We start from the raw sequence: 22,184 nt of genomic DNA on the forward strand, positions 1-22,184 counted from the left end.
CATGCCGAAAGCAGGGAAGATCCTCGCGGATCTCAACATCTCCGACTTCATCCGGGACATGGGGCTCGCCATCGCCGAGGCCCAGGCCAAGCTGGACACCAACAGCGTGGATCAGACGCTGCGCATGGGGCAGACCGTCCTGCCGGGCATGACGCAGAACCTGCTGTCGCTGGGGCTGCGGCCGGCCTTCTACCACTTCCAGTACGCCGACCTGGAGGTGAACCTCAACGTCTACTACTCGACCACCGTCGACGTGGGCGTCAACTTCAACTACGACAACGAGAACGAGTCGAGCGAGTACAGCCTCGAGACGTCCTCCGCCAGCGGCAGCGCCACCATCACGGTGCAGGACGGTGAAGGCATTCCGCCCTACGCCTGTCTGGCATTGGTCGCCAACGCGCCGGGCCACCTCACGGTGGGCACCACCAGCTACGCGCTGGACGGCGGCGTGGGCCCCAACAGCACCGGCCTGCCCGTCGCCCGTCAGGACACGCTGTGGGAGACGGCGCAGGAGCTGCTCGTGGCCCTGCGCAACAACTCCGTCTGGACCAACCAGGCCACGGGGGACCTGCAGGGCATCTTCATGGACTGGGAGATGCAGTCGGGCGTCACCGCCAGCACCAACCGCCCCGACCTCTACGCCATCAACCGCTCCGTCATCACCGTGCGCACCTCGCCGCAGGCGGCGCCCGGCGACAACCTGGTGATCGCGCGGCTGGGCAGCGTGACGCCCGCGCCCGCGCTGCTGCTGCCGGCCACCAACGGCACGCGCTACACCAGCGCCGCGGCGACGGTGGGCGCGGCGCTGGCGGACATCGGCCAGCAGGTGGACCCGGCGGCCTTCGTCGTCGTGTCGGGCGGTGACTGCAACCGGGCCATCTACTTCGACACCGACATCCACGACGTGCCCACCACCACCTACGGCACGGACCGCGAGCCCTCCGCCGTCCTCGACGCGGTGGCGGCGCTCCTGGCGGAGCACCCGTCCGCCTCGCTGACGCTGGAGGGCTGGGCGGACCAGCGCTCCCCGCCGGCCCCCGGCTACAACCAGCGGCTGTCCCAGAAGCGCGCTGACTTCGTCCTGCGTGCGCTGACGTCGCGGGGCGTGGCGGCCAGCAGGCTCACGGCCCGGGGCATGGGCGCGACGGTCAGCTTCAGCAGCTCGGACCTGGCGGCCAACCGGCGCGTCGTCTTCCAGTTCTCCGGCGTGCCCGCGGCGCTGGTGGCCCGCACCGTCGCGGCCACGGCCGCCTTCGACCCCACGGGGACGGACCGGGAGGCCCGCATCGTCCCGCGCACGCGCGCCCCGGCGAACGCGCCCACCACGGCCGTCGTCACCTTCCGCGGCACGGACTTCACGCAAGGCACCGCCTCCCAGGGCACCACCTTCGCGGTGGGCGCCACCGCCGAGTCCACCGCCGCCAACCTGGCCCGCGCCATCCGCGACGCCAACGCCAACACCGCCTTCGGCGCCTTCGCGCGCGGGGACCGCGTCTACCTGTACGGCACCGGCGACCACGCCCTGTTCACCCTGTTCGCGCGCACGCCCACCGCGCCGGCCCTGTCCGCCGCGGGCTCCATCCGCGTGGCCCGCCGCTTCGGCGACGGCCGCCCACCGGCCACGCCCCAGCCGCGCGACACCCTCGTCATCGACAACGTGCAGCTGGTGGCCGTGGAGGCCGGCGTCGCCCCGCAGCCAGGGCAGTTCACGCTGGGGGTGACGGGCGCGGACACGGCCCGCAACCTGGCCGCCGCCATCACGGCGGGCTCCAGCTCCGGCCTGCTGGCCGCGGGCCTCCAGGCCCAGTCCGCGGGCAACATCGTCACCGTCTCCGGCCCCTCCGGCACCATGCTGGGCACCAGCAACCCCGCCGCCTTCCTGCTGTCGGGGACGCGCATCGGCGGCAGGCCGTCCGCGGACCGCGAGGAGAGCTCCGAGCGCGAGCTTCGCGCCCTCAACGTGGATGCGCACCTGGCGGTGAAGTACGAGCTGAGCGTGTCCGGCAGCTCCACCATCAAGGCCCGCCTCGTGGCCGTGCCCGCGCCGCCCCAGTTCCTCCAGGCCATCGGCGACTACCTCGAGCGCTGGTACCCGTAAGGATCCTCCATGCCCGGAAACAACACCACGCAGGGCCAGCGCGCGATGATGACGGTGCTGGACGCGCCGCTGCCGGAGCTCATCGAGAGGCTCGGGCGCGCGGTGGCGGACGCGCAGCACGCGCTGGACGTCAACTCGCTCGACATCGCGAAGCGCATGTCCGAGCGCACCGTGGACCTGGGCGACGGGCAGCTGTGGAGCCTGCTCGCGCTCGGCTTCACGCCCACGTTCTACGCCTTCGCCGAGGCCACGTTGGAGGCGAAGCTCACCTTCACCATCCGCGAGTCCACGGAGTTCTCCGTGGGCGGCGGCGCGACGGGCGGCATGGCCGGCATCTTCTCCGTGACGGTGAACGCCGAGTACAGCCGCAAGTACGGCTTCGAGGTGCAGGGCGCCAGCTCCATCGCCGCGCGGCTGGTGTCGCTGCCCCCGCCTGCCCGCCTGCACCAGCTGCTCAACGAGCTCGCCGCCCAGCCGCCCGCCCCCGCGGCCTCCACCAACACTTCCGCCTGAAGCGCGCAAGGACCCAGACACCATGCCCAACGTCGGTCAGGAACTGCTGAACGTCCCCATGGGGGACATGATTCGTGAGATGGCGACCGCCATCGCCGAGGCGCAGCTTGAGCTGGACAAGAGCGGGATGCTCGTCGCGGAGATGATGAGCGGCGAGGCGCTGCTGCGGGACGCGGACGGGAACATCCAACTGGACGGCTCCGGCAAGCCCATCCGCGTGGACACCAAGGTGTCCTTCGCGGGCACGCCCTCGTCCATGATGGAGCTGGGGTTCGCGCCGAACTTCTACCAGTTCGTGGACACCATCATCGAGGTGAAGATCGCCATCAAGATGACGGAGAGCGTGGAGAGCAAGGTGGCGACGCAGACCACGCGCCAGACGGCCGGCGGGCTGCGCCTCTTCAAGCGCGGCGGCGCGCCCCAGGCCGTGGTGACGACGGTGGATGCCAGCTACACGCGCAAGTACGACTACAGCGTGGAGGGCTCCAGCCTGCTGCGCACGAAGCTGGTGCCCGTGCCTCCTCCGGCCCTCTTCGAGGAGCGGGTGCGCGCGCTCATCGCGGCCAGGGCCGGCACCGTCACCCCCACGAAGTAGCTCCGGAAAGCGCGCACCATGTCCACCAACTCCATTGGTCAGGATCTGCTCAACGTCCCCTTCGGGGAGATGGTCCGCAACCTGGGCAACGCCATCGCGGATGCCCAGTACGCGCTGGACAGCTCGTCGCTGAAGATCGCCCAGCTCATGGCGGGCTACCGCATCGACGACAGCGGCAACGCCGTGCGGGACGGGGCCGGCTTCGTGAAGCTGGGGACCACCGAGTACCCGCTGCTGCTGCTCGGCTTCACGCCCACGTTCTACCAGTTCGTGGAGACCATCATCGAAGTGAAGATGGAGATCTCCATGCACGAGTCCACCGACGACTCGACCCAGACGCGGGACCGCAAGGTGGACCGCGACAAGGGTATCCTCACCACGCTGGTGAAGGGCCACAAGAGCCACGTCACCACGGTCACGGCCAAGCACTCGCAGAAGTACAGTTACTCCGCCGAGGGCTCCAGCCTCATCCGCACCAAGCTGGTGCCCATCCCTCCACCGGCGGCGCTCCAGCAGATCTGCGCGGAGATCGCCAAGGGCCTCAAGGGCACCGCGGAAGGCCAGGCCGTCAGCGGGAAGATCGACACCGCCGTGGGCAACGTCACCTGACGGAAGAGGGTCGCCGCGCATGTCACACGTCCGTTGGGAAGACCTGCTGGAGGAGGACGCCGCCGAGGCCGCCGGCAACGCGGGCGCGTCCGCTCCGGTTCCGGGAGCGGGGGCATCCGCCGCGGCGTCCGTGGTGCCCTCCCTTGAGCAGGTGGCCGCCAGCGACCCGGCGTTGGCGGAGCTGCTGAAGGAGCGCCGGCAGCTCGAAGACACGATGAAGGCGCTGAGCGGCGTGCAGGAGGCGCCCGTCGACGAGCGGCTGGCGAAGCAGTTCCCCGTCGTCCAGCACACGCCGGAGTCGCGCATCGCGGAGCGCAAGCAGCACGAGCGGGACACCGCGCGGCGGCTGCTGGAGCAGAAGCTGTACGCCCGGCGCCGGACGGAGGCGGAGGAGGCGGAGCGGGTGGAGCAGCTGCGCCGCGAGCGCCTGGAGGCGGGCAAGGCGGGCCGGCGCAAGGCGCAGCGGCAGCAGACGCTGCGCCAGCAGTGGGCGACCAAGGCACGCGAGCGCGCGAAGCTCGCGACGCGGCTGGCGGAGCGCGTCCTGGAGACTCCGGGCAGGGGCCGCATGAAGCTCGGAGACGTGGGCTCCGCGACGAGGGACGCGGCCCGGCGGCTGTCGCACGCGGCGGAGGAGGCGCGCTCCGCGGCGCGCAAGCCGATGTCGCTGGTGAAGGGCCAGGCGCTGCCCTCCCTGGGAAACCTGGGACGGCGCGGCGGGCTCCAGGTTGGGAAGGTGGAGAAGGGGGTGGCGGTGGCGCGCGAGCTGTGGGGCATGAACCCCCGCTCGCTGGACACCGAGGCCCTGATGATGCGCGGGCTGGCGATGGCCGGCATGGACATGGAGTCCATGGAGCAGCGGATGGACATGGAGATGGAGCGCGCCGGCATGGGCATGGACGACATGGACGCGCGCGACACGGCACGTGACGCGCAGCGGGCTCGCGGGCGCCAGGGAGCGCGGGATGAGTGACACGACACAACAGGCGCAGGAGCTGTTCGGCACCCTGGACGAGTACCTGCTGGAGCTGGCCGACGGCCTGGCGAAGGCCCAGGAGGAGCTGGGGGGCCTCTCCGCGGCCGGCGCGCCCGGCCGCCAGTTCACCTACTACGTGCCGAAGCTGGAGTTCGAGCTGCGCATGGACCTGCGGGTGGAGACGTCCAGCACCACCTCCGGAGCGCCGGTCAACGCGAAGATCCTGAAGATGCGGCCCGTGCGGCTGGCGGACGTGGCCTCGTCGCAGACGCAGACGGAGATTGTCAGCGTGATTCGCGGCAGCTTCGTCGCGGTGCCGGCCAACGAGGGCCTCCCTCCGGTGGTGCTCGACGCCCGCTGCGTCATCGGCGCCGGGGGCGTGCCGGGCGTGGTGGTGCGCGTGCGCAACGCGGCGGGGGAAGCCCTGCCGGGCGTGGAGGTGGAGTTCAACCTGGACCGGCGGACGACGCAGTCGCTGTCCGGCGTGGCGCCGCTGGCGGGCACGGACGTGGTGCTCGCGGTGGTGCGGACGGATGCTGCGGGTGAGGCGCGCACGACGCTGCGCCTGGCGGCCGGCGAGCGGGCCCGCTTCCTGGCGATCACGGTGGACGCGGCGTCGCGGACGCTGGCGCTGTCCTGCGAGGTGAGCCCGTGAAGGTCCGGGCCGTGTTCCTCAAGTCCACCGGAGTGCCCGCCGGCGGCATGAAGGTGGCGTGGTGGGTCCCGGCGAAGGCGGGGACGTTCGAGCTGCGCGACACCGGGGTGACGAACGCGGAGGGCGTGCTGGAGCTGGAGGTCAGCAGCGCCACCTTCGGCTCACACCTGCGGCTGGACTCCGCCGGGGTGGCCACCTTCCCGGTGAAGATGAGCAGCACCCTCATCGACTACGGGACGCTGGTGCTCCTGGAGCCCGCGCGCGAGGGCATCCGCGCCGTGTCTTCCGGCGCGATTCGGTCCGCCGTTACGGAGCCCACCCAGGAGACGGCCACGCCGCTCGTGCTCTCCGATCGCCTGAAGACGGCGGGGCAGCAGATCGAGTCGGTGCGCGCGTCGCTGACGACGGTGCGGCTGAGCACCGTCCGCGTGCGGTGGACCGAGACGACCCCCGATGGCGTGACTGAGGCGGAGGCGCAGTTCGTCGAGCAGTCTCCCACCGCGCCCGCGACGGGCGACGCGCCCGCTCGCGAGGTGCCGGACTTCCGGGGGCTGACGGCCTCGGCGGCCCGCCGGCGCGCGGCGGAGGCGGGGGTCCGGGTGGGGCTGGCGCCCGTCTTCGTCAAGGAGGCCGGCCAGTACGGCCGCGTGCTGCGGCAGGTGCCGGAGTCCGGCGCCATTCAGGCCTCGGCTTCCGTGCAGTTGTTCATCGGCCAGGCAATGGAGGGCTGAACCATGGCGGATTCGAATGACGTCCCCCAGTTGGAGGCACTGAGCGCACCGCTGGGCGCGTTGATCTCCGCGGTGGGCCGCGGCGTGGCGGAGGCCCAGCGGGAGCTGGATGCGGAGACCATCGAGCGGATCCGCGAGCTCTACGCCTCGGACGAGGACCTGGCGGTGGAGCTGCAGCGCATCGGCTACCGGCCGACCTGGTACCACATCCCCGAGGCCGAGGCGGAGATCGCCGTGGCGCTGTCCATCACCTCGGAGGAGCGCTCGGAGGGGAGGACGCGGCTGAAGATGTACGGCGCGCCCCTGGACGCCAGCTACACCAACCGCTTCGCCTACAGCCTGACGGCGCAGTCGCGGCTGAAGTTCCGCGTGGTGCCGGTGCCGCCCTCGCCCCAGGCGGAGGCGCTGGTGGTGGTGCCGGCGGTGGTGGGCAGGACGGTGGCCGACGCGCGGGCGCTGCTGTCCGCCATCGGCGTGCCGCACCGGTTCCCCAACGGCGCGGCGGACGCCGCGGTGGTCACCTCGGCCTCGGTCGGGCCGGGGGCGCTGCTGCCGCGCGGCACGGAGCTGGTGCTCACCGTGCAAGCGACCGGGGGAGGGAAGCTGCCTCCCACCAGCACGCCCACCCGCTCGCCGGTCCTGGAGCCCTCGACGGCGGGGACGTTGAAGTGAGCCGGCGCTCCACTCCGCGGAGGGGTCTTCTGGCGCGATGAGCGACGCCCTCGACTTGGATGCCCTGCTGGTGGACCTGCGTGAGTCGCTCGCGCGGGTCCACGCGCGGCTCGGGGCCGGCCCTTTCGTGCTGGGGCCGGTGGAGCTGGAGCTGCGCGGGCAGGTTACCGCGAGCGGGACGGGCATGCGGTTCACGCCCGGGGGCTCCGGCGAGGTGCGGGCCGTCTTCGTCCAGACGGGCCCCGAGGCGGCGCCACCCACCGCGCCGGAGTTGCTGGGACTGACGCGGAGTGCCGCCGTGCGCAGGGCGCGCCTGGCCGGCGCCTCGCTGGAGGTGACGGACGTGCCCTGCTTGTCGCCGGAGCAGGCCGGACGGGTGTGCTGGCAGCGCCCCGCGGCGGGCGGGCCCCTGCGGGAGGGCCGCATGTCCGTGGGACTCTACGTCTCCCGGTGAGCGCGGCCCCTGAACGCCGGGACGGTGGTCGCGTCCGAACACCTTGAGGCCGCCGCCGCGCGATTTTTCACGGTGGCCCCAGCGCCAACCCCTAGAGTCGGGCCCGATGAGTGCCTCCGCCGACACCCGCGCCCCGCTCGCCGCCCTGCTGCCGAAGCCCGGCGAGCCCCCTCTCGATGCCGACGAGATCCTCAACCGCTTCGTGAGCTACGTCGCCACGAATGGCCTGAGCCTGTACTCCGCCCAGGAGGAGGCCATCCTGGAGCTCTTGAGCGACAAGCACCTGTTCCTCAAGACGCCCACGGGCTCCGGCAAGTCGCTGGTGGCCATGGCGCTCCACTTCAAGGCCATGGCCGAGGGCAAGGTGTCGTTCTACACGTGCCCCATCAAGGCGCTGGTGAACGAGAAGTTCTTCGCGCTCTCCAAGGCGTTCGGCCCGGAGAACGTGGGCATGCTCACGGGCGACGCGTCCATCAACCGCGAGGCGCCCATCCTCTGCTGCACGGCGGAGATTTTGTCGAACCTCGCGCTGCGCGACGCCTCCGCGCGCGTGGACGCGGTGGTGATGGACGAGTTCCACTACTACTCCGACAAGGACCGCGGAGTGGCCTGGCAGATTCCGCTGCTGGCGCTGCCGAAGACGCAGTTCCTGCTGATGTCCGCCACGCTGGGCGACACGCACGTCATCGAGCAGAGCCTGGAGAAGCTCACCGGCCGCGAGGTGGCCACGGTGCGCAGCTCCGAGCGCCCCGTGCCGCTGGACTTCGACTACCGCGAGGTGCCGCTGCACGAGACCATCCAGGACCTCATCGCGCGCGGGAAGTACCCCGTGTACCTGGTGAACTTCACGCAGCGGGCCGCGGCCGAGCAGGCGCAAAACCTGATGTCCGTGGACTTCAACACCAAGGAGGAGAAGGAGGAGATCCGCCAGGCCCTCCTGGACGCCCCCTTCGACACGCCCTACGGCAAGGACTTCCAGCGCTACCTGCGCCACGGCATCGGCATGCACCACGCGGGCCTCTTGCCCAAGTACCGGCTGCTGGTGGAGAAGCTGGCGCAGCAGGGCCTGCTCAAGGTCATCAGCGGCACGGACACGCTGGGCGTGGGCGTGAACATCCCCATCCGCACGGTGCTCTTCACGCAGCTGTTCAAGTTCAACGGCGAGAAGCTGGCGACCTTGAGCGTGCGCGACTTCAAGCAGATCGCCGGCCGCGCGGGCCGCAAGGGCTTCGACACCGAGGGCAGCGTGGTGGCGCAGGCCCCGGAGTACATGATCGAGAACATCCGCCAGGCGGCGAAGGAGGCCGCGGGCAAGAAGAAGTCTCCCAAGGCGAAGCCGCCGCAGAAGGGCTTCGTGCAGTACGACAAGAGCACCTTCGAGCGGCTCCAGAACGGACTGCCGGAGCCGCTGGAGTCGCGCTTCGACGTGAGCCACGGCCTCCTGCTCAACCTGCTCCAGAGCGACAAGACCGAGGGCAGCGGCGGCTACAAGCGGCTGGTGCAGTTGGTGATGCGCTCGCACAGCTCCGACTACACGAAGAAGAAGCTGCTCAAGGACGCGGCGATGTACTTCCGCACGCTGCGCGACGCGGGCATCGTGAAGGTCGTCCAGTGGGAGAAGCACTCCGCCACGGTGGAGGTGTCCGAGGACCTGCAGCGCGACTTCAGCCTCAACCACACGCTGTCCCTGTACCTGCACGAGACGCTGGAGCTGCTGGACCCCACGCTGGAGACGTACGCGCTGGACGTCGTCACGCTGGTGGAGTCCATCCTGGAGAACCCGGACGTGGTGCTGTACGCGCAGCTGCACCAGTTGAAGGGGGAGAAGATCCAGGAGATGAAGGCGCGGGGCGTGGAGTACGACGACCGCATGGAGGAGCTGGAGAAGCTGGAGTGGCCCAAGCCGAACCGCGAGTTCGTCTATGGCACCTTCAACGCCTTCGCCAAGAAGCACCCGTGGGTGGGCGAGGAGAACATCCGGCCCAAGTCCATCGTCCGGGACATGTTCGAGCGCTTCATGTCCTTCCACGACTACGTGCGCGAGTACGGCCTGCAGCGCAGCGAGGGCGTGCTCCTTCGCTACGTGGGAGACGTCTACAAGTCGCTGGTGCAGACGGTGCCGGAGAAGTTCCGCAACGAGGACCTGGACGACATCATCGACCACCTGCGCGCGACGCTGCGGCAGGTGGACTCCAGCCTCCTGGACGAGTGGGAGCGGATGCGCAACCCGGAGGCCCCGGTCGAAGTGAAGCCGGTGGTGGACCTCAAGCCCAAGGAGCTCACGGAGGACCCCAAGGCCTTCGCCGCGCGCGTGCGCGAGGAGCTGCACCGGCTGCTGCGCGCGCTGGGCCAGCGCCGCTATCTGGACGCGCTGGGCATGCTGGACAACGCGCTGGGCGAGTGGACCGCGCCGAAGCTGGAGCAGGCCATGGCGCCGTACTTCGAGGAGCACAAGCTGGTGGTGCTCACGCCCCAGGCGCGCAAGCCGGCGAACACACAGCTCAAGGAGGCGGGCACGCGTCAGTGGGAGGCCCAGCAGCGCATCATGGACCCCGAGGGCCATGGGGACTGGGTCATCGACTGCGAGATCGACCTGCGCGGCCGGCGCATGGACGACGGCCCCATCCTGATGCTGCGCCGCATTGGCGGCATGGCCGCCTGGTCGTAGGCCTCAGACGGGAGGTGGCTTGGAGGCTCCGGAGCCTTGGGCCGCCTCGCGCACCGTGCGGGCGGCGACCTCCACCTCTTCGAGGATGCGGCGCGCGTGCTGGAGCAGGGCCTCGCCGGTAGGCAGCAGGCGCATGCCCTTGGGGACGCGCTCGAAGAGGGGCGTGCCCAGCTCGTCCTCCAGCGCGAGGATGTGACGGCTGAGCGGCGGCTGGGTGAGGTGCAGCCGGCGCGCGGCCCGGCCCACGTGGCCCTCTTCCGCCACCGCGACGAAGGACTGGAGGTGCGTGATGCTCACGCGCGTGAGGCTAGCGCGAGACGCGCGCGCCGTGCACGCGCCCGCGTGATGCCAGAACAGCATTGGACGTTCCGGAAGGGCGGGTGCCACCTTGCCCGGCATGGGCATTCCCCTCTTCAAGGGCAGTGAAGTGGAGCGGTTGCGGCTCGCGGGCCGCGCGGCGGCGGGCACGTTGGAGCACGTGGCCTCCCGGCTGCGGCCGGGCGTGACGACGGCGGACATCGATTCTTGGGTTCGCGAGGACACGGCGCGGCGCGGCGGCACGCCCAGCCAGCTGGGATACAAGGGCTTCCCCTCCACGGTGTGCACCAGCCGCAACCAGGTGGTGTGCCATGGCATCCCGCGCGTGGATGAAGTGCTGAAGCCCGGGGACATCCTCAACGTGGACGTGACGACGCACCTGGACGGCTTCCACGGCGACACGTCCGCCACGTTCATGATTGGCGAGGTGTCCGCCGATGCCCGGCACGTGGTGGACGTGGCGCGGCGGTGCCGGGACGTGGGCGTGTCGGTGGTGCGGCACGGCGCGCGGCTGGGGGACATTGGCGCGGCGGTCATGGCGCTGGCGAAGGCGGAAGGGTGCAGCATCGTGGAGGAGTTCGGCGGCCACGGCATCGGCCGGCAGATGCACGGGGAGCCGCACGTGCCGCACATGGCGAAGGCGGGCACGGGCATCACGCTGAAGTCGGGGATGGTCATCACCATCGAGCCCATGGTGAACCTGGGGCGCCCGGAGATCCGGATGATGCCGGACGGGTGGACCGTCGTGACCGCGGACGGCAGCCTGTCCGCCCAGTTCGAACACACCGTGCTCGTCACCCGCGACGGCTGTGAAGTCCTCACTCCGAGCGAGCTGTCCCTGCACATCTCCGGGAGCCATCCAGAAAGCTGATAGCCCATCGCTTCTGCCATCTGGTGTCCGGAGGCCGCCAGGGGCATGTCCTGGCGCATGGAAACGCCTCCGCTGGCCCCTGTCGCCCGGTCCCGGTCGTGGACGCCCGGGCACGTCCTCCTGCCGCTGGGCGCGGCGGTGTGCCTGCTTCCCGTTGTCTCCACGGGCCTGGCGCTGCTCGCGGGGCTGGGCGTCGCCATGACGGTGGGCAATCCGTTCGTCGCGACGACGCGCAAGCTGACGCCCCGGCTGTTGTCCCTGGCGGTGGTGGGGTTGGGCGCGGGCATGGACCTGGGCGCCGTCCTCTCCGCGGGACGCGAGGGGCTGGGCTACACGGTGGTGGGCATCGCGCTGTGCCTGACGCTGGGGGTGGGGCTCGCCCGGCTGCTGGGCGTCCCCCGGGTGACGGGGCTGCTCATCAGCGTGGGCACGGCCATCTGCGGCGGGAGCGCCATCGCGGCGGTGGTGCCGGTGCTGCGGCCCCAGGAGCATGAGACGTCCGTGGCGCTGGGTACGGTGTTCCTGCTCAACGCGGTGGCGCTGGTCGTCTTCCCCGTCGTGGGCCACGCGGTGGGGCTGACGCCGCACCAGTTCGGGCTGTGGTGCGCGATGGCCATCCACGACACCAGCTCCGTGGTGGGCGCGGCGCTGCGCTACGGCCCCGAGGCCCTCGCGGTGGCCACCCCCGTGAAGCTGGCGCGCGCCCTGTGGATCCTCCCGCTGACGGTAGGCCTGGCGGCATGGAAGCGCCGTGAAGGCGATGCGGTGACGGGCAAGGTGCGCCGGCCGTGGTTCATCGCCGGGTTCCTGGGCGCGGCCGCGGTGGTGACAGTGTTCCCGGTGCTCAAGCCGGTGGGGCAGGGCGTGGCCGCCGTCGCGCGGCAGGTGCTCGTCGTGACGCTGTTCCTGCTGGGCGCGGGGCTGACGCGCGACACGCTGCGCGCCGTGGGGCTCCGGCCGCTCGCGCAGGCGGTGGCGCTGTGGCTGCTCATGGCGGGCCTGTGCCTGGGGGCGCTGCACCTGGGCTGGGTCGGCTGAGCCCATACGCTCAAGCCGGTGGTGCCGGGGCCACGGCCGGTCGCACCGCGAGGGCTTCAGGGCAACAGCACGGGCGGCGCGGCGCGCGCGTGGCGCAGGAAGCGGCCCGCGACGCCCGACGGTTCGTCCACGGGCAGGGCCCAGGAGAACGCGCGCGCGATGCGCAGCCCCGGCACGGGCAGCACCTGGAAGCGCCCCAGGGACAGCTCGCCGTGGATGCTCCAGCGCGACAGCAGTGCCACGCCCAGGCCCAGCGCCAGGGCCTTCTTGATGGCCTCGGTGCTCCCCAACTGGAGGTCTCCCGGCTGGGGCCCCTTGCGCACGCCCGCCTTGCGCAGGGCCCGGTCCAGCACCGCGCGGGTGCCGGAGCCCTGCTCCCTCCAGAGCAGCGGCACTCTCTTCAGGGCGTCGAGCGTGCGGATGCGCAACCACTCCGGCGGCCCCTGTGACGCGACGACCGGCACCAGCTCGTCGTCCAGGTACCGCTCCAGCCGGATGCGCGGCGCCCGCGCGTGCCCCTCCACGAGCCCGAGCGGCACCCGGCCCTCCGCGAGCCACGCCAGCACCTCACGCGTATTGCCCACTTCCAGACGGACCTGGAGATCCCGGTGGGTCCGCAGGAACGACGCCAGGAGGCCGGGCACGATGGCGCCGGCGATGGTGGTGCTGGCCGCCAGCGCCAGCTCGCCCGTGAGCGTCTCTTCCGCCGCGATGGCGAGCGCCGCCTCGTCCAGCAGGCCGTGGATGCGCTGGGCGTAATCGAGGAGCACGCGCCCCGCCGCGTTCAAGCGCACGCCTCGCGCGGTGCGCACGAGGAGCGGCTGGCCGCAGTCCGCTTCCAACTGGCGGATCTGCGCCGTCACGGCGGGCTGCGACAGGTGGAGCAAGCGCGAGGCGGCGGAGACCTGCCCGGTCGTCGCGACGACACGGAAGGTTTCGAGCCGGCGGGGATCGACGAACAAGGCCGCCATCCTAGACGACGTCCAGAGGCAGGGGCCCCCTCATCGGTGGGTGTTGAGAAGGGGGCGCTTGCGTCCGCCTGCCCGGCCGCGCGGCAGGTGGTTCTCATTGGAAGCGTCAGGGCCTTTGATAGGTTGCCGCCCCATGAAGAAGATCCTGGTCGCGCTCCTCGTGCTCATCGTCCTGGCGGTCGCGGGTGTGGGCGGAGCGTTCATGCATTTCCAGAACGCCACCACCGCGCCGCACGCCGCGGCGGACCCGGCGCCCAAGGAGTTCATCGTGAAGAAGGGCGCGTCCGCGCGCTCGCTGGGCCAGCAGCTCCAGGCCCAGGGCTTCCTGGACGACCCCACCGTGTGGCGCTTCCACCTGTGGCGCCGGGGCAGCCTCAACGTGAAGGCCGGCCGCTTCATGCTGAGCCCCACCGCGTCCGTGGCGGAGCTGGCCACCGCGCTGGAAGGCCCGCCGCTGCCGGAGGACGTGCCCTTCGCCATGATTGAAGGCTGGCGCCTGCGCGACACCGACCAGGTGCTCGCCGCGCAGGGCCTCATCAAGCCGGGCGAGTACATCGCCGCGGCCAGCCGTCCGGACCGCTTCGCCGCGCCGTTCCCGCTGCCCACGCGCAGCCTGGAGGGCTACCTGTACCCGGAGACGTACGGCATCGTCGCGGAGAACTTCAAGGTGGAGGCGTTCATCCAGCGGCAGATCGACACCTTCCGCGCCCGCTTCTACGACGCGCACCAGGAGGAGATCGCCAAGAGCGGCCGGTCGCTGCACGACATCGTCGTGATGGCCTCCATGCTGGAGCGCGAGGAGCCGGTGCCGTCCCAGCGCGCGCTCGTGGCGGGCATCCTCTGGAAGCGCGTGGACAAGGGCTTCCCGCTGGGCGTGGACGCGACCAGCCGCTACGAACTCGCGGAGTGGAACGACCGCAAGGCGTTCCTCAAGCGGCTGCGGGACAACTCGGATCCGTGGAACTCGCGCACCCGCGCGGGCCTGCCGCCGGGTCCGATTGGCGCGCCCACGGTGGACTCGCTGCTCGCCGCGCTGCGGCCGGTGAAGAGCGACTTCTGGTACTACCTGCACGACGCGCAGAAGGTCCTGCACCCGTCTCGCAACGCGCAGGAACACGAAGCACTGCGGGCCAAGTACAACGTGTACTGAGGCCCGCCGATGACGTCCCCCCTCGTCAAGCCAGACGGTCCCTCCGCTCCCGCCACCAGCGCGGAGGCGGCGTTGCGCGAGGAGGTGGCGCTGCTGCGCCAGGAGACCGAACGGCTCCGCCGGCTGCTGGAGACCGCGGCGACCGTGACCTGGACGGACCGCCTGGACGACGCGCGGTCGCCCCTCTCGCCCTCGTGGACGGCCTTCACGGGGCAGCCCACGGAGCAGCTGCGCAACGGGGGCTGGCTCCATGCCGTGCATCCGGACGACCGGGAAGGGGCGCTGGCGGCGTGGGAGCAGGCCACGGCCAGCAACCAGCGCTTCTCCACGCGCTACCGGCTGCGCCGCGCGGACGGCACCTACGTGTGGATGCTCGCCCGGGGCATGCCGGTGCTGGGGCCGGACGGCGCCGTGCGCGAGTGGGTGGGCACCTGCATCGACATCCAGGCGCAGGCCCTGGGCGAGGAGCGCGCCGCGTTCCTGGCGCGGGCCAGCGAGCTGTTCTCGTCGTCGCTGGACGCTGGCGCCACGCTCGCGTCGCTGGCGAACCTGTCGGTGGGGAAGCTCGCGGACTGGTGCATCGTGGACGTGCTGCATCCGGACGGGCACTTCGAGCGCGTCCAGGTGGTGACGGAGGATCCGGCGCTGACTTCGCTCGCGGCGGCGGTGCAACAGCTGCCGCCGGTGCCCCGGGAGCGGCCCGTCTATCCTCCCGCGGTGGCGCTGGCCACCGGCCGGTCCACCGTCGTGCCGGAGGTCACCGACGCGCTGATGCAGGCCGTGGCGCAGGACGTGAACCATCTGGCGGCCATGCGCACGTTGGGCATCCGGTCGTTGCTCACGGTGCCGCTGCTGGCCCGGGGCCACATCCTGGGGGCGCTGACCTTCCTGGTCACCACCTCCGGGCGCCGCTATGGCGACGAGGATCTCCAGTTCGCCCAGGAGTTGGCGAACCTGGCCGGGCTCGCGGTGGACAACGCGCGGCTGCTCCAGGGCGCGCGCGACGCCATCCGCCTGCGCGACGAGTTCCTGTCCGTCGCGAGCCATGAGCTGAAGACGCCGCTGACGCCGCTGAGCCTGAAGCTCCAGGCGCTCTCGCGCGCGGTGAAGGCGCACCCGGACTCGCCGCTCGCGCCCGTCATCGAGGCGCACGTGGAGACGGGGCACCGCCAGGTCCGCCGGCTCACGGAGCTGATGAACGACCTGCTGGACGTGTCGCGCATCAGCGCCGGCACCTTCCGCCTGCAGCGCGAGGACGTGGACGTCGCGGAGGTGGTGCGCGAGGCGGCCGCGCGGTTCGCGCCCAGGTTCGCCGTGGAGCACTGCGACTTCCGCGTGGAGGCCCCGGAGCCGGTGCACGGCAGCTTCGACCGGTCACGCCTGGCGCAGGTGTTGGATCACCTGCTGGACAACGCCCTCAAGTACGGCGCCGGCACGCCGGTGTCCGTGGGGCTCGTGGTGGATGGGTCCAGGGTCCGGATCACGGTGCGCGACGGCGGCATCGGCATCTCGAAGGAGCAGCGGCCCCGCCTCTTCGAGCGCTACGGCCGCGCGGTGTCCGAGCGCCACTACGGCGGACTGGGGCTGGGGCTCTACCTCACCCGCACCATCGTGGAGGCCGAGGGCGGCAGCGTGTCCGTGGACAGCCGCCTGGGCGAGGGCGCGACGTTCGAGGTGGAGCTGCCGCTCACGCGGCCCTGAGCCACTACGGCGTGCTCGTGCCGGGCGGCTGGGGCGACGTGTGGAACATGTCCGCGAGGATTCGCTCGGCCGCGTCCGCGAGCAGGTCCCGGGCCATGCGCGTCTCCTCGCCGAAGATGCCGCGCGACGTGCGCGCGTCCAGCACGTGCGTGGCGAGCAGCGAGAACGCCGCGGGCTCGTCGAACGTCGCCTCCGAGGAGAGGACGCGCTTGCCGGGCTGCGGATCCTCCTCGTGGAAGCGCCCCTCCCAGGTGTCGCCCAGGGTGATGGAGAAGTACTGCGCCGCCACGTTGCCGGGCCGCGACATGTGCGAGGCGGCCACCACCGCGCGAAGCTGGCCGCGCTCCTCGGCGGTCATCTGGCGCTTCCAGGCTTCGACCGACGCGTGCATCGTGTCGATTTGATCCCTCGCCGAGTCCTCCGCGTTCTTCAGGAGGTCCGGCACCTGGGCGTGGATGAACGTGGAGAGCTGGTCCCGCGTCACGCGGTTCGCGGCCAGCACGGAGTCCACGAGCGCGAGCGACGCGCCGAGCATCCGGTGCTGCCGCGCCAGCGCTTCGGCCGGGAGGCCGCGGGTGTCCAGGCTCGTGGCCGACGCGGTGATGAGGCCGCGCAGTGTGGTGAGGCGCGTGCGGGTGTCGTCGTCGAGCGCGTCCTGCTGGCTGGCGAGCAGGACGTGGAGCGCGAGGGGGACGTGCGTGACGGCCTTGTATTCGTGGTAGCGGCGCGTGCGCGCGGGGGCCTCGAAGCGCTGGCCGCCCTTGCGCAGGATGAGCACGTCGTCGATCTGCGCGATGACGGGGCCCATGCGGGACAGCACCGCCTCACGGCGCGCGGCGTACGCGTCGCGGAAGGCCTGGTTGAGCACGGAGAGCGGATCCGCGGGCTCCAGCGCCACGGTGCGCGCGACCTCGGAGGGCGGTTCGGGAGGAGGGGAAGGGGAGGCGGGACCGCCCACGGGGCACTCGGCCATGGGCGGCACCGTAGCGCCCTCCGCGCGTCCGTCAGCCGCGGGCTCGGGCCGGGTGTCCGGATTCCTTCAACCCGCACGGGCGGTTCGTGCACACAGGCATCAGGTGTGGACCCCGTGGGGGCGCACCTCACGAACCGGTCCGACTGTCGGACAGGTTTGGAAGCCTGCGTGGGCCAGCAGGGCTGCCGGGGGTCAGGGCAGGGGCGTGACGCTGGGCGGCGGTGGCACCGCGATGCCCGAGGGGGTCGCCGCCGTCAGGTCCCGGGCGGCTCGCGCGAGCCCCGCGTCCTTCGGGGAGAGCGCGGAGGCCCGTGCGTACAGCTCACGCGCCAGCTCCAGTCGTCCCGCGCGCAGGTGGTGCTCCGCGGCGATGGCCACCACCCGCCAATCCTCCGGCGCCTCCGCGAGCCCTGCCGCCACCGCCCCCTCCATGGGCGCGGTGGGGAACGCGGCGGTCGGCGTGCGCTGGAGCGCGGCGGTATAGGCCCGAAGCGCCTCCGCGTTCCGCCCCAGCGCGGCCAGGGCCCGGGCCCGGAGGTACTCCGTGGGCGCCAGGTCCGGGAAGAGGGCGAGCACCTCCGAAGCGTCCACCAGCGCTCCCGCCGCGTTGCCCCAGGCCAGCCGCTCGGAGGCCCGCGCATGCCGGGCATCCAGCGAGTCGTGCAGCGCGAACAGCTCCTCGCTCCACGCGTCGCGGCGAGGATCCCCCAACGCCTCCGCCCCCGCGACCGCGAACGCCAGCGCGTCCAGCGTGCCGCCGCGCCGCTTCAGCGACTCCGCCGCATCCGCAAGGGCCTGCTCCCGCTCACCGCCGGCCAGCCGGCACCGCGCGGACACCAGCAGGGGATCCAGCGAGGTGTCGTAGAGCACGCTCCGGAACCCCGCCTCCGCCGCGGCCTCCGCAGCGGGCAGCGCCTGCTCGCAGTGCCCCGCGCGCCGCGCCAGCTCCGCCATGAAGAAGAGGTCCATGGGCGTGTCCGCGCCAAACCGCTGGAGCGACAGCGCCGCCGAGCGCGCCGCCACCTCGGGAGACTCGAACGGCACGCCGCGCAGCGGGCGCAGCAGCGCCGTGAAGGGCTGCGCCGCCTGGATCCGCTCGAACGCGCGCGTGGCCTCGTCGTAGCGCCCCGCAGCCAGCGCGGAGGCCATCGCGGACGCATCCGCCGCGTTCGTCTCACCGCGCTCGAACTGCCGCTGCACGTCCCGCACGAAGGGAAACAACACCGGCAGCGCGAAGACCGCCGCCGTCAGCCCGCCATACACTGCCAGCGCCCGCGGCTGCCGTCGCGCCTGGAACACCACCGCCACGCCCACCCCCGCGAACAGGGCCCACGCCGGCAGCGCGGCGACGCGATAGCGGCTCACCACGTAGAACCCCAGCGCGAGCACGGAGCTGGCGAACAGGTACAGCACGCCCCAACCCACGCGCACCCGGCGGAGCAGCGCGATGAGCAGGCCCGCCAGTCCCATCAGCCCCAATGCCTGCGCGCTCACCAGCGGCCACTCCGCCAGCCGCGCCTCCGCGCGACGGACCTCCACCAGGTCGTGCCCGTCCGGCCCGAACAGGAAGAAGGCGAGCTTGCGGCGGATGAGTCCCAGGAACGTGCCGGGCTCCCATGCCGCGAAGGCCAGCGTCTTCTTCACCCAGAACAGCTCCGCGTCCGCCGGGGACAGCGCATGGCCGGTGTCCGCGCGCGCGAACTCCCGGTAGAGGTGGTGGGCATAGTCCGGACGGTCCTTGGAGCGCAGTTGCGCCTCGTACTGCTTCACGAGCGTGGGCGGCTGCGCACCCAGGCCCGTGCCCTCCGGCCGGTTGCCCATGTGCAGCACCGCGCCCGCGCTCATTGTCGCTCCCACCTGCGAGCCCACCCGCGCGCGCACCACGAGCGTCGGCAGCGCGGAGGCCCCGAACCCCACGGCCAGCAGGAGCCCCGGCGCCAGCCAGCGCCGTCCGGGGTGCCCCCAGGCCTCGCGCACCATCCACAGCGCCGCGAGCCCCAGGATGAACAACCCCGTGGGCCGCGTCGCCCCCGACAGCCCCAGCAGCACGCCCGCGCCCACCACGGAAGGCGTCCGGAAGCCCGGGCTCGCGGCGGCCAGCAGCGCCAGCGCCGCCAGGTTGAACACCATCACCAGCAGGTCGGGCTCCAGCGTGGCTTCGTACAGCAGCACCGGCACCGTCACCGCCAGCAGCCCCGCCGCCAGCAGCCCCGCCGCGCGAGACAGCATCCGGGAGCCCAGCACGTACACGGCCCACAGCCCCACCGCGCCCGCGAGGCTCTGGAGGACGCGCAGGGGCCCGGGCGCGAGCACCCCGTTGAGCAGCAGGTAGAGCGGGCTGAAGTCCGCGCCCTGCTCCGGGGACAGCGTCCCCAGGGTCAGCATGCGGGCGCTGTCCGGATACTTCCCGAACATCCACGCCGGCAGCAGGGTCAGCCCCAGGGCGACGTGAAGCAGGCACAGGAGCCCGAGCATCCCCGGAACGAACCAGGGGCGGGACACGAGGGACGGCGCGGACGGAGCATTCACGAGCGGCCCCATCCTACAGGCCCGCTGGCCCCTGTCCCCCGGACAGAAAAAGGCCGGCCCCGCGTCGAAGCGGGACCGGCCTTCCTTCACGACTCAGCGTTGAAGCTCAGGTGAGGCTCAGGCGCTCACTCGACCGGACGCACCTGGACCTGCATCACGGTGTCGTTCTTGTTCGTCGACAGCACCTCGATGATGGTGCCCGTCTTCGGGACCTTCACGCCGCCGTACGGCTGCGTGGAGTACCAGAACTCGTTCGTGTCGTTGAACACCGGCACCGCGGGCTGCGAGGGGTACTCGTTGCGCGGGAAGCCGTTGGGCTTGATGGACAGCGGGAAGCTGGGCTCCAGGCCGAACGTCGCGTCGTGCGTCTGCACGCGGCCGGACCAGTAGCGGCCGTCGCTGCGCTGCAGGGGCTGCGGGCGCGAGTCGATGGGCAGGATGCGGCCCGCACCGGGGTGCTGGGACACGTTGTTGTTCGACTGGGAGGTGTCCCAGTACGTGACGAGCAGGCCGGGGTTGTACGGGTAGCGCTCCGCCCAGTCGTACAGGCCGTCCGCGCTGAAGCCGTAGTTGTACGGGCCCGTGGCCAGCGTCTCGTCGTAGCCGCGGAACTGGCGCCACTCGGCCAGGTAGTAGTGGTCGTAGAGGGTGTTGGTGCCGTCCGTCACGAAGAACGTGGACTTGTCCCACCACTTGTGGCCCCACTCGCCGTCGTCACCGAAGACGTAGGTGTTCTTCGCGAACAGCTGCACGAAGTCCACCAGGAAGCCCTTGCCGAACTCCGCCCCGTCCGTCTTGTAGCGGATCTTCAGCGTGACCTTCTTGCCCGCGTAGGCCGACAGGTCGAACGACAGCGGCACCCAGCCGTTGGACGTGCCGGTGATGCCGTTGCCCAGGTTGTTGCCCCAGGGGTTCGTGTCGCGGCTCACCGGGCTGGGCAGGTTGACGAACGGGCCACCCTCCACGGACAGCGCGACGTAGGCGTAGTCCCAGTCCTCCTCGATGTCGAACCACGTCTGGAACGAGAAGGTGATGGGCGTCTTGTTCGGCAGCTTGACCGTCTTCTCCAGCACGCGGTCCAGGTTGTTGCCCTGGCCGCCCTGCCACATGCCCTGACCCTCGAACGGCGCGGTCGTGGGCTGCACGATGGGCTTGCCGGGCAGCTTCACCAGCAGCGCCTGCTTCGCGTTCTGCGACGTGAACTCCGCGGGGCCCAGCCGGTGGTACGAGTACAGGCCCGCCGACGTGGTGGCGTAGTCCAGCCAGCCCAGCTGCAGCTTGTCCCAGGCGAAGAAGTCACCCGGACGGCTGCCGATGTCCGTGGTGCCGTCGTTCAGGTACGAGCCGGACGACATGATGGTCCAGAAGCCCGTCCCGTTGTCCGCCGCGTTCGTCGTGTCGTAGTGGTCCGGCAGGCCCAGGTCGTGGCCGAACTCGTGCGCGAACACGCCCAGTCCGCCGTTCTCCGGCTGGATGGTGTAGTCGCCCACCCACTTGTCCACGTTCGCGTTGAAGCGCGTGCCGCCGTTCGGGTTGTACGCGGGGCCGGTGCCGTCCGCGCTCCCGCCCGTGCTGTACGCGAACCAGCGGTGGCTCCACACGGCGTTGGTGCCCTGCGCGCCGCCGCCGACTTCCTCGCCCATGCCGGCGTGGACGATCTGGAAGTGGTCGATGTAGCCGTCCGGCTCGTCGAAGTTGCCGTCGCCGTCGTAGTCGTACCGGTCCCACGTGTCGAACGTGTCCAGGTACGCCTTGATCTCCGCGGGCGTCTTGCCGGCGGCCAGCTGGGCGTTGGTCCACGCCTTGATGGCGTCGCTGATCAGCGGCCACACGGAGTTGGAGCAGCTGGAGCTGCCGCACAGGTTGTTGCCGTAGCGGGCGGCGTTGTACGGCACCTTCACCCACTCGGACACCGTGCCGGACACGGTGTAGCGGCCGGAGGACGCGGCCTTGTAGTAGTTCGCCACCGAGTCCGCGCCCGGCGTCGTGTCGAAGTAGAGCTTCTCGAAGTGCGCGCGGTCGTAGTTCGGCTGCCAGATGGTGGTGTTGTCCACCGCCCGGTCAGGGGCCGGAATTTCGTTGTGCAGCGGGCCCGGGATGTTGCCGCCCGGGTTGGTGGCGGGGTTGCCGTACACCGGGTGGATCTGCGTGCCGTACTCCACGAGGATCACGAAGATGCGGTCCGTGCGCTCCAGCTCCAGCTCCACGAACTTCCCGTTCGCCAGCTTCTGCACCTTGCCGGGCTGACCACGGCCCTCCAGGCGCTCCCGCAGGGCCTGCGCCTTCAGCTCCTTCTGCTGCTCACCCAGCCGGTGCGGCAGGTCGTCCGTGACGTCCTGCACAACGGACTTGCGCAGCGACGCGGCCGGCGCGGCGACGTCGGATTGCGGCTTCTCGTACCAAGCCCGCTCCGCGTACGCGGACGGCGCCGCGAGCGCGAGCAGGCCCAGGGCCAGCCAAGACGGATTCTTCCGCATTGCCACTCCTTCAGGGTCAGGTCAGACATCCCGGCGGGTCCGGGAGCGCTCACTTTCTAATGGAAGCCATGTCCTCAAGGGAAGACCGGGAGGCTAAATTTTTCCTGCAAGGACGGAGAGAGTCTTCCGTTCGACGTTGGTCGAAAATCCGAGATTGGGTAGGGGAGGGCGGGGGGCGAAGGACT

The 22,184-nt window shown here is 71.3% G+C and carries 19 protein-coding genes; 14 read left to right on the forward strand and 5 right to left on the reverse strand.

The features are described 5' to 3' along the window. Position 1 precedes the first annotated feature (1 nt). The 10 genes from AABA78_RS30285 (at position 2) to AABA78_RS30330 (ending at position 9,971) form a co-directional block, all read left to right on the forward strand. Complete coding sequence (locus tag AABA78_RS30285; protein WP_338268469.1) at positions 2–2,098, forward strand: OmpA family protein; 2,097 nt, start codon at positions 2–4, stop codon at positions 2,096–2,098. Positions 2,099–2,107: 9 nt separating this feature from the next. Continuing rightward, positions 2,108–2,611: a hypothetical protein gene (locus AABA78_RS30290; protein ID WP_338268470.1), complete on the forward strand. Its 504-nt coding sequence runs from the start codon at positions 2,108–2,110 to the stop codon at positions 2,609–2,611. 22 nt (positions 2,612–2,633) lie between these two features. Then, the gene (locus AABA78_RS30295; RefSeq protein WP_120530515.1) at positions 2,634–3,206 is read left to right on the forward strand and encodes a hypothetical protein; all 573 of its coding nucleotides are present in this window, start codon (positions 2,634–2,636) and stop codon (positions 3,204–3,206) included. Positions 3,207–3,224: 18 nt separating this feature from the next. Beyond that, positions 3,225–3,815 (forward strand): hypothetical protein, encoded by a 591-nt coding sequence (locus tag AABA78_RS30300; RefSeq protein WP_338268472.1) that lies wholly within the window; start codon positions 3,225–3,227, stop codon positions 3,813–3,815. A 19-nt stretch (positions 3,816–3,834) separates the two neighbouring features. Then, a complete protein-coding gene (locus tag AABA78_RS30305; protein ID WP_338268474.1) occupies positions 3,835–4,788 on the forward strand; it encodes a hypothetical protein in 954 nt (317 codons plus the stop codon). Then, entirely contained in the window at positions 4,781–5,446 is a 666-nt protein-coding gene (locus tag AABA78_RS30310; RefSeq protein WP_171422019.1) for a hypothetical protein, read from the forward strand. Before AABA78_RS30305 ends, AABA78_RS30310 begins: the two co-directional genes overlap by 8 nt. Next, complete coding sequence (locus tag AABA78_RS30315) at positions 5,443–6,177, forward strand: PASTA domain-containing protein (protein ID WP_338268477.1); 735 nt, start codon at positions 5,443–5,445, stop codon at positions 6,175–6,177. Before AABA78_RS30310 ends, AABA78_RS30315 begins: the two co-directional genes overlap by 4 nt. A gap of 3 nt (positions 6,178–6,180) precedes the next feature. Beyond that, the gene (locus tag AABA78_RS30320) at positions 6,181–6,849 is read left to right on the forward strand and encodes a PASTA domain-containing protein (RefSeq protein WP_171420638.1); all 669 of its coding nucleotides are present in this window, start codon (positions 6,181–6,183) and stop codon (positions 6,847–6,849) included. Between the two features lie 37 nt (positions 6,850–6,886). Next, positions 6,887–7,303 carry a PASTA domain-containing protein gene (locus AABA78_RS30325; RefSeq protein ID WP_338268480.1) on the forward strand — a complete coding sequence of 139 codons (417 nt, stop codon included), beginning with the start codon at positions 6,887–6,889 and terminating at the stop codon, positions 7,301–7,303. A gap of 106 nt (positions 7,304–7,409) precedes the next feature. Then, positions 7,410–9,971, forward strand: a complete 2,562-nt coding sequence (locus tag AABA78_RS30330; protein ID WP_338268482.1) for a DEAD/DEAH box helicase — start codon at positions 7,410–7,412, stop codon at positions 9,969–9,971. A 3-nt stretch (positions 9,972–9,974) separates the two neighbouring features. Here the strand turns inward: AABA78_RS30330 and AABA78_RS30335 are convergent, their stop codons facing one another. After that, the gene (locus tag AABA78_RS30335; protein ID WP_338268744.1) at positions 9,975–10,268 is read right to left on the reverse strand and encodes a LysR family transcriptional regulator; all 294 of its coding nucleotides are present in this window, start codon (positions 10,266–10,268) and stop codon (positions 9,975–9,977) included. Between the two features lie 100 nt (positions 10,269–10,368). On the opposite strand from AABA78_RS30335, the gene map reads away from it, so the two are divergent. Together map and AABA78_RS30345 are read left to right on the forward strand one after the other, a co-directional pair. Further along, positions 10,369–11,160: a type I methionyl aminopeptidase gene (gene map / locus AABA78_RS30340; protein ID WP_338268484.1), complete on the forward strand. Its 792-nt coding sequence runs from the start codon at positions 10,369–10,371 to the stop codon at positions 11,158–11,160. A gap of 45 nt (positions 11,161–11,205) precedes the next feature. Next, on the forward strand, positions 11,206–12,198 hold the full coding sequence (locus tag AABA78_RS30345) for a YeiH family protein (protein ID WP_338268486.1): 993 nt from the start codon (positions 11,206–11,208) through the stop codon (positions 12,196–12,198). A 56-nt stretch (positions 12,199–12,254) separates the two neighbouring features. Here the strand turns inward: AABA78_RS30345 and AABA78_RS30350 are convergent, their stop codons facing one another. Then, positions 12,255–13,169 carry a LysR family transcriptional regulator gene (locus AABA78_RS30350; RefSeq protein ID WP_338268488.1) on the reverse strand — a complete coding sequence of 305 codons (915 nt, stop codon included), beginning with the start codon at positions 13,167–13,169 and terminating at the stop codon, positions 12,255–12,257. A gap of 133 nt (positions 13,170–13,302) precedes the next feature. Here AABA78_RS30350 and mltG point away from each other — a divergent pair, with 133 nt between their 5' ends. Beyond that, the gene (mltG, locus tag AABA78_RS30355; RefSeq protein WP_338268490.1) at positions 13,303–14,319 is read left to right on the forward strand and encodes an endolytic transglycosylase MltG; all 1,017 of its coding nucleotides are present in this window, start codon (positions 13,303–13,305) and stop codon (positions 14,317–14,319) included. 9 nt (positions 14,320–14,328) lie between these two features. Further along, on the forward strand, positions 14,329–16,020 hold the full coding sequence (locus AABA78_RS30360; protein ID WP_338268492.1) for a sensor histidine kinase: 1,692 nt from the start codon (positions 14,329–14,331) through the stop codon (positions 16,018–16,020). A 4-nt stretch (positions 16,021–16,024) separates the two neighbouring features. Here AABA78_RS30360 and AABA78_RS30365 read toward each other — a convergent pair whose 3' ends face one another. The 3 genes from AABA78_RS30365 to AABA78_RS30375 all read right to left on the reverse strand — a co-directional run bounded on the left by AABA78_RS30365 (position 16,025) and on the right by AABA78_RS30375 (position 21,999). Continuing rightward, entirely contained in the window at positions 16,025–16,993 is a 969-nt protein-coding gene (locus AABA78_RS30365; RefSeq protein WP_338268494.1) for a hypothetical protein, read from the reverse strand. A gap of 192 nt (positions 16,994–17,185) precedes the next feature. Further along, positions 17,186–19,522, reverse strand: a complete 2,337-nt coding sequence (locus tag AABA78_RS30370) for a glycosyltransferase family 39 protein (protein WP_338268496.1) — start codon at positions 19,520–19,522, stop codon at positions 17,186–17,188. Positions 19,523–19,647: 125 nt separating this feature from the next. Beyond that, positions 19,648–21,999: an immune inhibitor A domain-containing protein gene (locus tag AABA78_RS30375; protein ID WP_338268498.1), complete on the reverse strand. Its 2,352-nt coding sequence runs from the start codon at positions 21,997–21,999 to the stop codon at positions 19,648–19,650. Positions 22,000–22,184: the final 185 nt, after the last annotated feature.

It is taken from the genome of Corallococcus caeni (assembly GCF_036245865.1).
Lineage (GTDB): Bacteria > Myxococcota > Myxococcia > Myxococcales > Myxococcaceae > Corallococcus > Corallococcus caeni.

Excerpts from the sequence above, each read along its gene's own strand:
- AABA78_RS30325 (WP_338268480.1), top strand. The coding sequence starts at position 6,887 with ATGAGCGACGCCCTCGACTTGGATGCCCTGCTGGTGGACCTGCGTGAG.
- map (WP_338268484.1), top strand. The coding sequence starts at position 10,369 with ATGGGCATTCCCCTCTTCAAGGGCAGTGAAGTGGAGCGGTTGCGGCTC.
- mltG (WP_338268490.1), top strand. The coding sequence starts at position 13,303 with ATGAAGAAGATCCTGGTCGCGCTCCTCGTGCTCATCGTCCTGGCGGTC.
- AABA78_RS30305 (WP_338268474.1), top strand. The coding sequence starts at position 3,835 with ATGTCACACGTCCGTTGGGAAGACCTGCTGGAGGAGGACGCCGCCGAG.
- AABA78_RS30375 (WP_338268498.1), bottom strand. The coding sequence starts at position 21,999 with ATGCGGAAGAATCCGTCTTGGCTGGCCCTGGGCCTGCTCGCGCTCGCG.
- AABA78_RS30330 (WP_338268482.1), top strand. The coding sequence starts at position 7,410 with ATGAGTGCCTCCGCCGACACCCGCGCCCCGCTCGCCGCCCTGCTGCCG.
- AABA78_RS30300 (WP_338268472.1), top strand. The coding sequence starts at position 3,225 with ATGTCCACCAACTCCATTGGTCAGGATCTGCTCAACGTCCCCTTCGGG.
- AABA78_RS30290 (WP_338268470.1), top strand. The coding sequence starts at position 2,108 with ATGCCCGGAAACAACACCACGCAGGGCCAGCGCGCGATGATGACGGTG.
- AABA78_RS30345 (WP_338268486.1), top strand. The coding sequence starts at position 11,206 with ATGTCCTGGCGCATGGAAACGCCTCCGCTGGCCCCTGTCGCCCGGTCC.
- AABA78_RS30320 (WP_171420638.1), top strand. The coding sequence starts at position 6,181 with ATGGCGGATTCGAATGACGTCCCCCAGTTGGAGGCACTGAGCGCACCG.
- AABA78_RS30360 (WP_338268492.1), top strand. The coding sequence starts at position 14,329 with ATGACGTCCCCCCTCGTCAAGCCAGACGGTCCCTCCGCTCCCGCCACC.
- AABA78_RS30365 (WP_338268494.1), bottom strand. The coding sequence starts at position 16,993 with ATGGCCGAGTGCCCCGTGGGCGGTCCCGCCTCCCCTTCCCCTCCTCCC.
- AABA78_RS30350 (WP_338268488.1), bottom strand. The coding sequence starts at position 13,169 with ATGGCGGCCTTGTTCGTCGATCCCCGCCGGCTCGAAACCTTCCGTGTC.
- AABA78_RS30310 (WP_171422019.1), top strand. The coding sequence starts at position 4,781 with ATGAGTGACACGACACAACAGGCGCAGGAGCTGTTCGGCACCCTGGAC.
- AABA78_RS30295 (WP_120530515.1), top strand. The coding sequence starts at position 2,634 with ATGCCCAACGTCGGTCAGGAACTGCTGAACGTCCCCATGGGGGACATG.
- AABA78_RS30285 (WP_338268469.1), top strand. The coding sequence starts at position 2 with ATGCCGAAAGCAGGGAAGATCCTCGCGGATCTCAACATCTCCGACTTC.